This window comes from Clostridium aminobutyricum (assembly GCF_017255415.1).
Taxonomy (GTDB): domain Bacteria; phylum Bacillota; class Clostridia; order Peptostreptococcales; family Anaerovoracaceae; genus Aminipila; species Aminipila aminobutyrica.
The window spans coordinates 265,688-278,945 of sequence record NZ_JAFJZZ010000003.1 but is presented as its reverse complement, the minus strand read 5'-3'; the positions used below and the strand labels follow the sequence as shown (position 1 = coordinate 278,945).

The following is a 13,258-nucleotide window of genomic DNA, read 5'->3' as shown; positions in this document are numbered from 1 at the left end:
CCATAAGCCATTTTTTGTGTTGCTAGATTTTTCCATATGAGATATAATCAAAATAAGTCGAAATAACTCAAAAAATGGTGCCGCAGTTTAAAGTAAACTGCGGCTTAATTGACAAAAAATCTAAGCACTTATCAAAAAATAATGTCATAATGAGCTCGTGTAGGATACCGGATATACCACTATCCTACACTCATGTGTTGGTAATGGCCGCATATGCTGCCTGTTGAGAAATATATAAGATATTGCTTCTTAAGCAACGATCTCCTATCAGTTGGTGCCACCTTTCAACTTAAATATCCCGACGCTCATCTTCATCTTTTCTGCCTGACCGGACAGTTCCTCACTCGCAGCTGCACATTCCTCAGAAGAAGCTGCCGTGCTCTGAACCACTCGCGAAACCTGCATGATCCCCTGATTGATTTGCTCTAGTGAGCCCGCTTGCTCATTGGATGCGAAAGCAATATCTCCGACAATATCGGTTGCTTTTGCAATTTCAGAAACGATTTTATCAAGGGCACCCGCCGTCACATTGGCAATTTTTGTGCCGATTTCAACTTTATGAATAGAGCCTTCTATTAATTCAGTTGTCTCATTTGCGGCCTGAGCGGATTTTGCTGCCAGCGTTCTAACTTCCTCAGCCACAACTGCAAAACCCTTACCGTGTTCCCCAGCTCTAGCTGCCTCTACCGCTGCATTAAGAGCCAGTATGTTTGTCTGGAAAGCAATGTCCTCAATGACCTTGATAATTTTACTGATATTGTCAGACGAATCATTGATCTCATCCATGGCTCTTAGCATTTCTGTCATTTGTACGCTGCCTGCTTCCGCATCTCCTTTAATATTCTTCGTAAGCTCGTCAGCGGTTTGTGCATTTCGCGCATTTTGAACTGTCTGGGAAGTGATTTCCTCCAGTGAAGCGGTCAATTCTTCTACTGAACTGGCCTGCTCAGCTGCTCCCTGTGACAGTGATGTACTGGAATCTGCGACCAGCCTTGCCCCGGAATCTACTTGATTGGCGGACGAAACAATGGAACTTGCGAGTTCGTGGAGATTATCTACCAAAACGGTCAGTGCTTTCGACAGAACATCATACTCTGACCTGACTGTTATGTTGGTAGTCAAATCACCGGCCGCAATTGCCCGCATCTTTTGTGCCTGATCAATGGTACTCACAATCACCCTGTCAAAGGAATTGGCAAGTGTTCCTATCTCATCCTTTCTCGATACCCAGAGCCTATCCTTCTCATCCGTAATCTTATCCACGTCGATATCTCCAACCGCCAGCATTTCAGCAAACGCAGCGAATTTTTGCATTGGTTTACTAATTAAGCCGGATATGTACCACCCAAGAGTTACAGAGATAGCAAAGGATAAGAGTATGATACCGATCATGATATATATTGAAATCCACGTAAATGTTTTATCAGCCTCAAGCCTTTGCCCTGCCGTTACATCGTTGTATTTCACAATGTCATTAAACGCTTGAGTAGCACGGTTAGTAACTTGTCCAGCATCTTCAATCAAGCCAAGTATCTCCGTAGCCGGTTTCCCTGCCTGTGCTGCTTCCAATATTTCATGTACTACTTCCTCATAAGGTTCATAGGCCGCTTCCATTGATTCAAAATTTTCTTGATCCTGACTGTCTGCTATTGTTTTACTGTAGTTACTGAATTGCGTTTCAACCTTATCCAGTTGGGCTGAAATCTCTTCACAATACGTTGCCTTATCGGTATCGTAATAAATGTATAAATTTCTTATTGCTGTTCTGATATTTAAAAAGCTGTTCTCCGCTTCGTAAGAATATTCTATTCCTAATGTACACTGCTCATACGTCTCCTGCTGATCATTAATCATCTTTACTAGATTGATAACTCCGGTAAGACCGATTATAATTCCTAAGAAAGACACAAGAAGAAATCCGATTGCCAATTTTTTTGAAATCCTCAGATTTTCAAACCACTTTTTCATGTTCACATATCCTTTCCTTTCGACGTTACGTTCGCCTTGTTTCACGGGCCTCTGCTCTTAAAAAAACTTTTCGTCGGTTGATTGTACGAAAAACAATGGATAAGTGGCTTGGAATGAGGGAAACTAAGGGTAATCTCTTATTTCAAGTCTGCCGTAGTTTAATTAGAACTATGTTTCACTGCCTTAAAACATTGATTTACCGGTATTTCAGACAGATGCGACGGAATCTGCGACGACGAATGAAGCGGCTTTCATATGCGTAATATGCATCGAATTGAGTTTATCCATTGCTATTTTTTTCTGTTCCATGAGAGAGTGCGCATAAATATTGAGGGTTATGGAAACGTTGGAATGTCCCAGTATTTCACTAAGCGTCTTAATATCAACCCCCAATTCCAGCGCCCTTGTGGCAAAGGTATGCCGGATGGCATGAAATTTGTGGTCCTTCACTCCTGCCGTAACCAATATTTTCTTATACAGTTTTTGATACGTTCTTGGATCAATCGGCATACTCGATCCGGAAAGGATATAACAATTTTCTTCCTCCACACGGAGCTTAAACTGTTCAGATAATTTCAGCAAAAAATCAGGCAGAGGAATTTTTCTGGCCGATTTATGGCTTTTGGGGGTACCGACCAATAGCACCGTTTTGTTTTTTTCTTGCTGAAAGTTTTTAGTGCGGGAAACTGTTCTCATGACGGACATGGTTCCTGCTTCGAAGTCGATATCACACCATTTTAAAGCACAAAGCTCGCCTAGACGAATCCCTGTGTAAAAGCATAGCAGGATTCCAAGTGCCCGTCGATCCTCTGCACGGAGGGCAGTATTTTCAATAAGTCTTTGCTCGTTAATGGAAAAAACCTGTACGTTTGAGTTTTTTGTTTTTGGCATTTTAACCACTTCCATTACGGCAGCATACCTTTCTGAACCCTTTAACACCTCTTTCAATGCTGTTTTAAAAATAGTAAGGATTTTTCTCTTATACGATTCAGCGAGTGACCCATTGTCTTTAATAGACTTTACAAACTTTGCTACTGAAAGCTCCGTAATGCGGTCTGTTCCCGAATCTCTAAAGAAGGGGATTACATATTTTTTTATGCAACTGTAATAGTTTTCATAAGTGGATGGTTTGACTTGCTTCGAAATGTCGCTATTTAACCAAACCTCAAATAATTCAGCTGCACTTGTAGTCTGAGCAGGCAGCTTTCTTTCACGAATTTTTAGATGTTCTTTATAATTTTTCATCTTTTCTTTTACTTCTTTATAAGTTTTAGCGTAAACATATTGGTATTTTCCTTCGGACTTTAATATGCGCCCCTCCCATCGACCATCTTTACGCTTATAAACATTTTCACCTCTACGTGGCATTTCATGATACTCCTTTCAAAAAATGACGTTAAAACTGACGGCGATTAAGCAGTTTTATATGGTAATTTTCCTTTATTTACCATATAAATGCGTCGAAATTCACGCTAAAGGCCGTCTTTTTCAATTTGACAAGTAATATTAGCTTAATATATAATCAAAAAATGTCGATATATATATTATTATGGGGTCATAGTTCTAATTAAACTGCGGCCTTTTTTTGGCAAAAAATTGAAAAAACGGTTGTATCTTCATGTAAGGAAATACAACCGTTTTTATATCTTGATTTTTTTCAAGCACTCGGTTTATTGATATTCCAGTATAAAATCAGACTGCAAGTCTTTTATCTTTGACTTATCGTTGCTGCGGATTCGAACTATATGCGTTTGTTATAGCGTTATAAATTCGTTCTGGTTTTTGTCAATACCAGCAGTTTACTTAACGTTTTCCAATTTCTCATAGTACTTGGAATATCCAGTTTTTGTAGATTGTTTGCCAGTTTGGAAGTTCGAATGCTATGATTCAGCAGGAGATAAATGTCTCGATTTATCACTCTGAAATCATCCTTCTCACTTTTAAAACAATTCAGATATTCTATTTTTTCCTGATCAGGAAAGTGGCTCAGTAAGTTAACATACAGACTTTCACCCTCCATATTCAATGATACTGCATCGTCTATCTCCTGTTTGGAGAAAGGGCAATCTTGAATAAGCCGCTCTAATTCACTGGCGGTTCTTAAAATCACAGCCGTTGATATCTTGAAGTTCTTTTCAATTTCATGCTCAATGCTGGTTCGCAGCATAGCTTCATTTTCATCTGATTCAAATAGGATATTACCGCTTTGGATATAGGTTTCCACACGAACCAGTCCCATCTCCTCAAACAAGCTCTTTAAATCAGCCATCTTAATTTTATGCTTTCCGCCTACATTAATGCCGCGTATCAAGGCTATAAAAATAGTCATCCTTCTATCCCTCACTATTATATTTCATATTAAATACCTTCCTGCTTCTGTAAATAATCTAAAACATCTGCCGCATTGCTGTCTGGCTTCACTTTTGGCATCACCGCTTCAATGATGCCGTTTTCATCAATGATATACGTCGTTCGAACAACGCCCATACTTACCTTCCCATACAATTTCTTCTCTTTCCACACATCATAAGCAGTGATGGCCTTCAACTCAGGGTCTGAAAGTAAAATGAACGGCAGCTCGTATTTCTGCGCGAATTTTTGGTGAGATCCAACGCTGTCCTTACTGATTCCTACCACGACTACATCTTTTTCTTGAAATTCATTAAATTTTTCCGCATAGTTAATGGCCTGTTTCGTACAGCCGGACGTATTATCCTTCGAATAAAAATACAATACAACTTTTTTCCCGCTGAAATCTGCTAAAGAAATCGCCTTGCCTTCCTTGTCCATTAATATAAAGTCTGGTGCCATCATTCCTTTTTCTAACATTGTAAGCTCTCCTTTCACAAATAGTCCCTATAGGATAATTATCCCTTATTATATACTTTTATTCCCCAAGTGCCAATTCTTCTCGTTGCTTTTACATTTTTCATTAATAATACAAGACTGCTGTGGATATTTTCCTTCTCAGATTTCATCATGAATGATGACGGTACCCGGAGCATATTTCCGTTCCATATCATGTCGTGCCTTACGGTTTTCCTTTGTATCGAAAACAATTGAAAAATCATAACCTTCAGGATAGAGCTCACTTGCAGGAACCAGCAATTTAATTCGTTTATGATTAATCAGCTGTTTCTTCCCTTTTATTTGCACTCCAAATTCCCCTATATCGTTGGCCTTTTTATAAATGATTCCCAGTTCTTTTTCAGGATAAATTTTTACACTGTCACCGATTTGGAACTTTTCACTTGGAGACGGTTCTGCAGGATGAATCAGATCCTTCTTGATTTTATTGGTTAAACCTATTTGTGATTTACTGTCCTCTTCTTTTAGAATCTTATCTGAACTGTTATTCACGGCTGTATTTACCATAGTCTCCCTTCCGTAGGCTTCTTTTTCTGCCCTTGCCAACATATGCTCCGGAAATCCAAGTCTTTTGGCAATATATAAGGCACAGCTCTCGCCTGCTTCACCGATTTGCAATTTATATAAAGGTTTTAGGCTCTCCCTGTCAAATTCCATCCTCGCATTAATCAAGCCCTCGGTGTTCTGGGCGAACTCTTTTATTTCCGGATAATGTGTGGTAGCAATGAATAAACAGTTTCGCTGCTTTAATTCCGCTAAGATAGAAATGGCAATTCCCATTCCTTCCGCCGGGTCGGTTCCCGAACCCAATTCATCCAGCAAAACGAGGCTTTCATGCGATACCTTCTTCAAAATATCAATAATATTCGTAATATGGGCAGAGAACGTAGATAAACTTTCTGCTATGCTCTGTCCGTCCCCAATGTCACATAAAACATTGCTGTGCATACAGAATAAGCTTCCTTTTGCAACCGGCACATGAAGCCCGCTTTGTGCCATCAGGGAGAGCAATCCAACTGTTTTCAGTGCTACCGTCTTTCCCCCTGTATTCGGACCTGTTATCACAATACCGCTTACCTCTCCTCCTATTTCTAAATCTAACGGGATGCATTTATCCCCTTCTAACAATGGATGACGTCCCTGTTTCATGATTAATTTTCGTTCCGTCGTAACAGGTACCGAGATCGCCTTCATCTCTATAGCCAATTTTGCCTTTGCAAACATGAAATCTAAGGTTTCCATACACTCTATATTGATCTTCAATTCATTCATATAGCTATCTACTAAGGCGGTTAACGTATATAAAATTTTCCGAACCTCATTCTCCTCTTCGATCTGTAGGAATTCCAACTCATCTTGCAATTTCCTAATTGCTGCGGGTTCTATAAAATACGTGCCGCCCGTATTGGATTTATCGATCACACTGCCTTCCAATTGATTTCTATACTTGTTTTTAACCGGTAAAACAAATCTTCCGTTTCGAACAGAAACATATCCTTCTTCAAACCAATTTTTATTGTTGCGAAGTACACTTTCGAGTTTTTCTTTCACAGCCGAATGGATGGTTTCAATCTTTCTGCGAATTCCACGTAAATCTGCGGAAGCTTCACTGTCAACCATTCCGTTTCGGATGGCACAGCTAATTTCTTCATCAAGCTCTTCAAGGGAAAAAAACGATCGGTGATAAACATAAAGACCTTCATCCACATACTCTGCTCGCTTCAAATAATTTTTCATACGTTTGCAAGAAGTGATAAAGGCGCAGATACTTAGCAGCTGTTCGGGGTTCAACATAAAGCCTTTCTGAGACAGCTCTAAAATTGTATTTAGCTCCGGCATAGAAGCAAGGGGCGGCGTTCCCAAACTCTCTATCACTTTTAATGCACTCGCAGTCTCCTGCATTTTCTTATTGCATTCACGCTCACTTAGAAAGGGCTTTAGTTGAAGAGCTTTTTCTTTTGCCTTTTGAGAAAAGGCTAAATTTGCTAATTGGTCAAGGATCAGATTAAATTCCAATGTATGATAATGTTTATTCATAACAAACCTCCGTAATAAAAATGCCCACAAGAGAAAGACTATCTTTATTTCAGCATAACAAAGCTCTGAAAAATAAGCAGAATACTCCTGTGGGCAAGGTTCAATCCATTAGAATTTGATTCGTTAAAAATAAAAAGTGTAACAAGCTCCTCGTTACACTTCAAAATCAATAGCACTAAACATGAATTTAAGTAAATCCATGCTGTATAATCAAAATGGCTGTTATTAGGAAGTATATCTGCAAGGCAAAATAGGTGCACTTAATAAAGCAGGCAAATCCCCGCTTCACAAGATAACCTTTCTCAACTATTTAATTCATTAGTTGAAATCTGCAACTACAGACACACTTAACAAAAAGACACCATCCCTTCATAATAAATCTTGGTATTATTATATCATACAAGCCACGCCGCAGGATGATTCAATGAATGCTACCTTGTATCAATAATTGCATTCATTATATCATTTTGCATTATAATTGTAAACAATGTCTACAGAACCGACACATCAACCGATTGTGCATATAATATAAGGGCAATAATTGCCACAAAAACGAAACAGGCTTATGAGCAGCGGAAAAATTCTTTTAAGAAGAAAGAGGAATCCGTATTTTTTGATGTTTCTAAATTGGAGAATTACTATGAGTGATATTGCCTTGCAAATAGAACGGACTTCTGCAGGTTTTGTAGCTGTTTCCGACAATGTAATCTTTGACAGTCTTGTTTTCTCTTCCGGAAATGTCTCATACGATTCATTAACAGGTGTAATAACCTTTAATGAAACCGGAAGATATGTTATAAATTGGTGGGTTGCCATACAAACCACCCTATCCACAAACGGTTCAGGTTTTGCTTTATCTTCATCTCAAGGAGATTTTCTTGAGGGGAACTCGCCTATTAAATCTGATGAAGTGGTTGGTATAGGAATCATAGAGGTCGCAGCCGCACCAGTCACAGTATCGCTAGTCAATTCAAGCACAAATGTTGTTTATTATTCATCTATAGTTCCAGTAACGGCCACTCTCGTTGTGGTGGAAGACGATGTGCCGTCAGTAGGTCCGACAGGCCCAACGGGTCCACCAGGAGCTGATGGCGCAACAGGCCCTACCGGACCTACTGGTGCTACGGGTTCCACTGGAGAAGCCGTTTTAGCTTTTGGATCGTTAAGAGGAAGTAGTGTAGAGACACCTGGGGCAACATTTACACCCATACCATTTAATGTAGTTGGACCTTTATCAGATACTATCACAGTTAGTCTATCAGGCAATGAATTAGTGGTAGGAGAAAGTGGAATTTATCAAATATCGATATCTATTAACGCTGAAGCCACTACTGATCCAGATCCAGATGAACCATATCTAAATGCTATTATTACAGTTAATGGTACACCGATTTTTAGCGATATTACTACTTTTTTTAAGATATCTAATAGGAGTAGTTCAACGTTTATCGTTCAAGCAGCCTTAACAGCAGGAGATGAAGTCGGAGCGAATATTAGTACGGATTTTCCTATTTTAGGTTATGTGAATCGTTCTTTAACTGTCGTTCAATTAAGTAATTAAAGGGCCTATTTCGCAGTTTCCTATTATAGACGTCCCCACCGGTCTGACGGGTACACTCGATTTACCTCCTTCTGTCGGCGCACAATTAACTATTAAGAAATTAGATTAGTCAATAAAAATTGCCCCCTACTGTAAAGTAGAGGGCTTTTATATGTCATAAACTTTAAATATCCGCTTACACCATTACAATAACTGAATGGATTTCACAATCGTATTGTCCAAATCTCGGATGATAAAGGTATCACCTTCCAGAATGCCAAAGGTATGCGGGTTGTTTTCTTTCGGCATTGTGATGGATCCCGGGTTAATCACATATATATTATCCCGTTTTTCTGCAATAGGAATATGTGTATGCCCGTATAGGAACACATCCCCTTCGCTGAGGTTTGGCAGGTTGTCAGGTCCGAAAATATGTCCGTGTGTTAAAAACAGACGTCTTCCTTGACGGAGTATAATGGAGTAATCCGCCATAACGGGATAATCCAGCACCATTTGATCTACTTCCGATTCACAGTTTCCTCTTACCGCAATAATCTTTTCCGCATACGTGTTTAAAAGAAGTGCCACCTCTTTGGGATTATAGCCCTCGGGCAATGGATTTCTTGCGCCATGATACAACTCATCCCCTAAAATAACAAGAAAGTCTGCTTTTTCGTGTTCAAAATGTTCCAATGCTTTTTTCAGAAAATGCAAGGAACCGTGTATATCGGATATAAAAAATAATTTCATGTCTTCCTCCGTTGAAAATAATTCATCTCTCATTCGCTGTAATATTCAGCAAAATTCAAGTCTGCCTGAACCGGACTAGGGTCGTCTATGCTGTTCATTTGAGTGGTTATAAAGCCAAATGGAGTAACCTTTGAATCCACATTTGCCCGGAGTCCTCCGTTCTCATCGGGTAGATATCCATAATACTTGGTATCCTTGTAATTCGGTGAGAGCGGCGCACTTAGCCGCCAAAAGTCATACTCCTTCACATTGTTGGCAGGATAGATTCCCGTTCCGTCTGAAATGTTGATGGCTACCATCTCATATAAAATAGAACTTACCCGCAAATCGGTATACTGGAGCTTGCTGCCTTTCGGATAATACTTATAAAAGAATTTGTTTTCAGAATACACCCCCAGTCCCATATCGGGCACAAAGATAGGGTAAATATTGAACGTTTCCTTTGTAAATTTAAAGGTAAGAGGGAAATATGTCACATCCTTGTATCGAAGGAAAGGATACGGTTCTTTTACGTTATCGATCTTTGCACCATTGATCGTAATAGGCGTATTTACTATCGTTGCAGTCATCTTGGACGAATTGTTATGGCTTGAAGCGTATTCGTTCACCGTCGGAACGGTATTGCTATTGCTCAGAGAAACCGTCAATCCATCCTCTTTCGTCCAGCTACTTTCCAATCCGAGCAAATGGCAATAGTCATAGGTCATCGGCATATAAGTTATATTCTTATACACCAGTAACGGATATTCCGCCGTCTTACTATTAACAACAGTTCCATTTATCTGGACATTAAACTTCGGCAGAGAAACCTGTACTGTTTTTTCTGCTCCGAAACATTCCACTACAGATACTCCTTGAAGCAATATCAATAGTAAGAAAAAAATAAATAGTGATTTCTTCATCGGGCTGCCCCCTTTCTCACTTCAAAATGAATTGTACGAACAATTTATACTTTTATCCCCATATCGCATTGGCATCCGTTGCGCTTCTGCTCATACGGGAGAAATCAGTTTTAACGAATGAATGAGCGGATAAAATCAAAAATACGATACCGATCGCCGCAATAATTACAAAGGACAGAAACGGAGTCACCACGAAGCCGTTGATGTCGATGGCCAGACCTTCTCGTACCAGCTGTGCATTGGACAAGTCCGTTTTTTCCAGCACAATCATACGGAAAAAGGCGGTGGCATAAGTCATCGGATTAAAATAGGCAATGACTTTTAAAGTATGCGGCAGCATATCGAGCGGAATATAAGCGCCGGATAAAAACGTCAGTGGTAAAGTGACTGCGGTTTTAATAATCTGAAAAGTTTGTCCGCTGCGTACCATGGTTGCCAGAAATAGCCCTACTCCAGAGAAAACAAGCCCGACACAAATCATGGCGCAAAGGACAAAGATCGGTGTTGTCCAAGTTGTAAATTTGATTCCCACAAATAGTCCAAGGGCCAAAATCATCAAGCCTTGTACGGTTGCAACAGTAGCAGCCGATAACAGCTGTCCTGCTGCCACGGCAATCCGTTTGGCAGGGGAAACCAGAATTTCTTTCATAAAGCCGCTGACCATGTCATCCACAGTGGATGAGGCCAACGTCAATGAGCTTTCAAATACGGTACTGATGATAACGCCCGAAAGCATGTAGGCAATGGGATTTTCAATAAATTGGTTTTTGAAAATTGCCCCAAAGACATACACAAAGAAAAAAGGGAAAATCAACGAGAAGATCACGCCTGTCCTGTTTCGGACAAAGGCTTTCAATCCTCTTTTCCATAAGGTAAATACTGTATTCATATTACGCTTCCTCCCTGATTTTTCTTCCTGTAATCTCTAAAAATACATCGTTAAAGGTACCTTTTTTTATTTCAATACTGGTGATCTCTTCTTTATGGAGGCTTATTACTTGCATCAAGGACTCAATATTTTCAGCATCCACTTTATAGTAATGGTCTTTTTTGACATACTCCAAGTCATATTGAGCGAGTAAACGTTCCAGCTCCGCTTCATTCTTCGTATTGATATAGGCTTTATCCTTTGTGTACTCTTTTTTGAGCGCATATGGTGTATCATGAGCCACAATCTCTCCGCCGTCTATGATCGCAATCTTATTACAAATTTCAGCTTCTTCCATATAATGTGTCGTCAGAAAAATAGTAATATTCCTCTCCTTTTGGAGCTTTTGAATATACGCCCAAATATGGGTTCTCGTTTGCGGATCAAGGCCGGTTGTCGGCTCATCCAAAAACAATACCTTCGGATAATGAATGAGGCCCCGAGCAATCTCTACACGCCTTTTCATGCCTCCTGATAACGCACTGACCAATTTTTTTCGTTCACCCAATAGATCAACCAACGTCAACACAAATTGAATTCGCTCTTCTACTTCCTGTTTTGGAATATGGTAAAACACGCAATGCATTTTAAGGTTTTCCTCTACCGTCATTTTCGCATCCAACGTGGAATCTTGAAAAACCACGCCAATACTGGAACGGACTTCACTTTTTTGTGTCGTGACGTCTTTTCCGTCTATGAGAAGCGTGCCCGACGTTTTTTCAAATATCGTGCATAGCGTATTGATCGTTGTACTTTTTCCCGCACCGTTCGGTCCCAGAAAAGCAAAAATAGTCCCTTCCTCCACTGTAAATGAAATATCATTTACAGCTACGAAATCTCCATATCTTTTCGTAAAATTTTTAACTTCTATGATAGAATTCATTATTCCTTCTTCTCCCCTTGCTAGTTGTATTCTATATTCGTAGTATTTTATAATACCACATTTTCATGAAATCAAGCTCCCTTATTCCACAATGATTTATAAATTTGAACCAGTTCATCTTTCACCACCGGTTTTTTCGTATTGGAGGGGCTTCCGCTCTTGATGGCGTCCTCTGCCATCTTCTCAATAGCGCCGAAGAATTCCTCACGATCAATCCCATATTCCTCCAACGTGGGCACCTGACATTCCCTGCATAAATCACTGATTGCCTGAAGGAATTTTTCCGAAGCCTCCTTATCGCTGTCTTTTTTATCTGCCGCGCCTATTTGACGTCCCAATTCCCCAAAGCGTTCATAAGCACCTTCCAATGCAAAGTTCAAGCATTCTTTTATCAGCATGGTGTTTGACAAGCCATGAGGCACATGAAATAAGGCTCCAATCGGTCTGCTCATTCCATGAACCAGCGTAACGGAAGAATTGTTAAATGCAATGCCGGCTTCTAGCGCCGCCAACGCCATTTGTTCTCGGGCCTCTGTGTTACGCCCGTCATGAAAAGCCGTTGATAGGTATGCAAAGATTCTTTTTACTGCGGATATGGCAAAATTATCACTTAATGGCTGTGCTTTTCTTGAAGTATAGGCTTCCACCGCATGTGTAAGAGCGTCCATTCCCGTAGCGACCGTTGTTTCTTGCGGCATTGAAATCGTATATCTGGGGTCGACAACAGCCAGCGTCGGCATAAAAGAAGACCCCTTTAATAACATTTTCACTTGGGTTTTCGTATCCGTGACAATGGTAAATTGTGTTGCCTCACTTCCTGTACCGGCTGTAGTTGGGATTGCTACCATCGGTGGTACCGATTCGTTTACCTCTTTGCCGAGATAATCCGCAATTTCTCCCCCCTTTGCCGCCAAAATGGCGATTGCTTTCATCGCATCCAGCGGACTTCCACCCCCTATGCCAATCAGGAAGTCACATTGTTCTTGCCTGTATACAGTTACTCCGTCTGTAATCATACGATCCGTTGGTTCTCCGCTAATTCCGTTAAATACGGTATAGGCTACCCCTAGCGCTTCTAACACCTCTGTCACTTGTTTAGCGTATTCACCGCTTGTTCTCGAACTTCCTGTAACGATAAGTGCTTTATGCCCGAATGTGTTGATAATGTCTTTACTATCCTCTAATGCATCTTTGCCAAAGATGATCTGATCAGGGATAAAAAATTTCTGTCCCATTGATTTCCCTCCGACTGCGTATCTTGTTTCTATTCAACTGAGTCTATAGATGAACTCTTTCCTCAAAAACTGCTTTGCTATTATTGTACATGAAGAACAAAGGTTATACAAACTTTAAACATTTCCATAATAAACTGCTGCAACAAA

General features: G+C 40.1%; 11 protein-coding genes. 1 reads left to right on the top strand and 10 read right to left on the bottom strand.

Going from position 1 to position 13,258, the window contains the following annotated elements:
* Window positions 1-267: 267 nt before the first annotated feature.
* The 5 genes from JYB65_RS09740 to JYB65_RS09720 all read right to left on the bottom strand — a co-directional run bounded on the left by JYB65_RS09740 (window position 268) and on the right by JYB65_RS09720 (window position 6,873).
* The gene (locus JYB65_RS09740) at window positions 268-1,968 is read right to left on the bottom strand and encodes a HAMP domain-containing methyl-accepting chemotaxis protein (protein ID WP_206582471.1); all 1,701 of its coding nucleotides are present in this window, start codon (window positions 1,966-1,968) and stop codon (window positions 268-270) included.
* Window positions 1,969-2,175: 207 nt separating this feature from the next.
* Window positions 2,176-3,336, bottom strand: a complete 1,161-nt coding sequence (locus JYB65_RS09735; RefSeq protein WP_206582470.1) for a tyrosine-type recombinase/integrase — start codon at window positions 3,334-3,336, stop codon at window positions 2,176-2,178.
* 394 nt (window positions 3,337-3,730) lie between these two features.
* Entirely contained in the window at window positions 3,731-4,297 is a 567-nt protein-coding gene (locus JYB65_RS09730; protein ID WP_206582469.1) for a DUF1697 domain-containing protein, read from the bottom strand.
* A gap of 29 nt (window positions 4,298-4,326) precedes the next feature.
* Window positions 4,327-4,797, bottom strand: coding sequence for a peroxiredoxin (locus JYB65_RS09725; RefSeq protein ID WP_206582468.1), 471 nt, complete (start codon window positions 4,795-4,797; stop codon window positions 4,327-4,329).
* Between the two features lie 138 nt (window positions 4,798-4,935).
* Window positions 4,936-6,873, bottom strand: coding sequence for an endonuclease MutS2 (locus tag JYB65_RS09720; RefSeq protein ID WP_206582467.1), 1,938 nt, complete (start codon window positions 6,871-6,873; stop codon window positions 4,936-4,938).
* A 640-nt stretch (window positions 6,874-7,513) separates the two neighbouring features.
* On the opposite strand from JYB65_RS09720, the gene JYB65_RS15120 reads away from it, so the two are divergent.
* A complete protein-coding gene (locus tag JYB65_RS15120) occupies window positions 7,514-8,434 on the top strand; it encodes a hypothetical protein (protein ID WP_280634493.1) in 921 nt (306 codons plus the stop codon).
* A 183-nt stretch (window positions 8,435-8,617) separates the two neighbouring features.
* Here the strand turns inward: JYB65_RS15120 and yfcE are convergent, their stop codons facing one another.
* The 5 genes from yfcE to JYB65_RS09690 form a co-directional block, all read right to left on the bottom strand.
* A complete protein-coding gene (gene yfcE, locus JYB65_RS09710; protein WP_206582466.1) occupies window positions 8,618-9,163 on the bottom strand; it encodes a phosphodiesterase in 546 nt (181 codons plus the stop codon).
* 29 nt (window positions 9,164-9,192) lie between these two features.
* Window positions 9,193-10,065 carry a hypothetical protein gene (locus JYB65_RS09705; RefSeq protein WP_206582465.1) on the bottom strand — a complete coding sequence of 291 codons (873 nt, stop codon included), beginning with the start codon at window positions 10,063-10,065 and terminating at the stop codon, window positions 9,193-9,195.
* A gap of 52 nt (window positions 10,066-10,117) precedes the next feature.
* A complete protein-coding gene (locus tag JYB65_RS09700; protein WP_206582464.1) occupies window positions 10,118-10,954 on the bottom strand; it encodes an ABC transporter permease in 837 nt (278 codons plus the stop codon).
* A 1-nt stretch (window position 10,955) separates the two neighbouring features.
* Window positions 10,956-11,876 (bottom strand): ABC transporter ATP-binding protein, encoded by a 921-nt coding sequence (locus JYB65_RS09695; protein ID WP_206582463.1) that lies wholly within the window; start codon window positions 11,874-11,876, stop codon window positions 10,956-10,958.
* Between the two features lie 71 nt (window positions 11,877-11,947).
* On the bottom strand, window positions 11,948-13,111 hold the full coding sequence (locus JYB65_RS09690) for an iron-containing alcohol dehydrogenase (RefSeq protein ID WP_206582462.1): 1,164 nt from the start codon (window positions 13,109-13,111) through the stop codon (window positions 11,948-11,950).
* Window positions 13,112-13,258: the final 147 nt, after the last annotated feature.

Coding starts and splice junctions, on each gene's coding strand:
- JYB65_RS09730 (WP_206582469.1), bottom strand. CDS start 4,297: ATGACTATTTTTATAGCCTTGATACGCGGCATTAATGTAGGCGGAAAG.
- JYB65_RS09720 (WP_206582467.1), bottom strand. CDS start 6,873: ATGAATAAACATTATCATACATTGGAATTTAATCTGATCCTTGACCAA.
- JYB65_RS15120 (WP_280634493.1), top strand. CDS start 7,514: ATGAGTGATATTGCCTTGCAAATAGAACGGACTTCTGCAGGTTTTGTA.
- JYB65_RS09705 (WP_206582465.1), bottom strand. CDS start 10,065: ATGAAGAAATCACTATTTATTTTTTTCTTACTATTGATATTGCTTCAA.
- JYB65_RS09725 (WP_206582468.1), bottom strand. CDS start 4,797: ATGTTAGAAAAAGGAATGATGGCACCAGACTTTATATTAATGGACAAG.
- JYB65_RS09740 (WP_206582471.1), bottom strand. CDS start 1,968: ATGAAAAAGTGGTTTGAAAATCTGAGGATTTCAAAAAAATTGGCAATC.
- JYB65_RS09695 (WP_206582463.1), bottom strand. CDS start 11,876: ATGAATTCTATCATAGAAGTTAAAAATTTTACGAAAAGATATGGAGAT.
- yfcE (WP_206582466.1), bottom strand. CDS start 9,163: ATGAAATTATTTTTTATATCCGATATACACGGTTCCTTGCATTTTCTG.
- JYB65_RS09700 (WP_206582464.1), bottom strand. CDS start 10,954: ATGAATACAGTATTTACCTTATGGAAAAGAGGATTGAAAGCCTTTGTC.
- JYB65_RS09735 (WP_206582470.1), bottom strand. CDS start 3,336: ATGCCACGTAGAGGTGAAAATGTTTATAAGCGTAAAGATGGTCGATGG.
- JYB65_RS09690 (WP_206582462.1), bottom strand. CDS start 13,111: ATGGGACAGAAATTTTTTATCCCTGATCAGATCATCTTTGGCAAAGAT.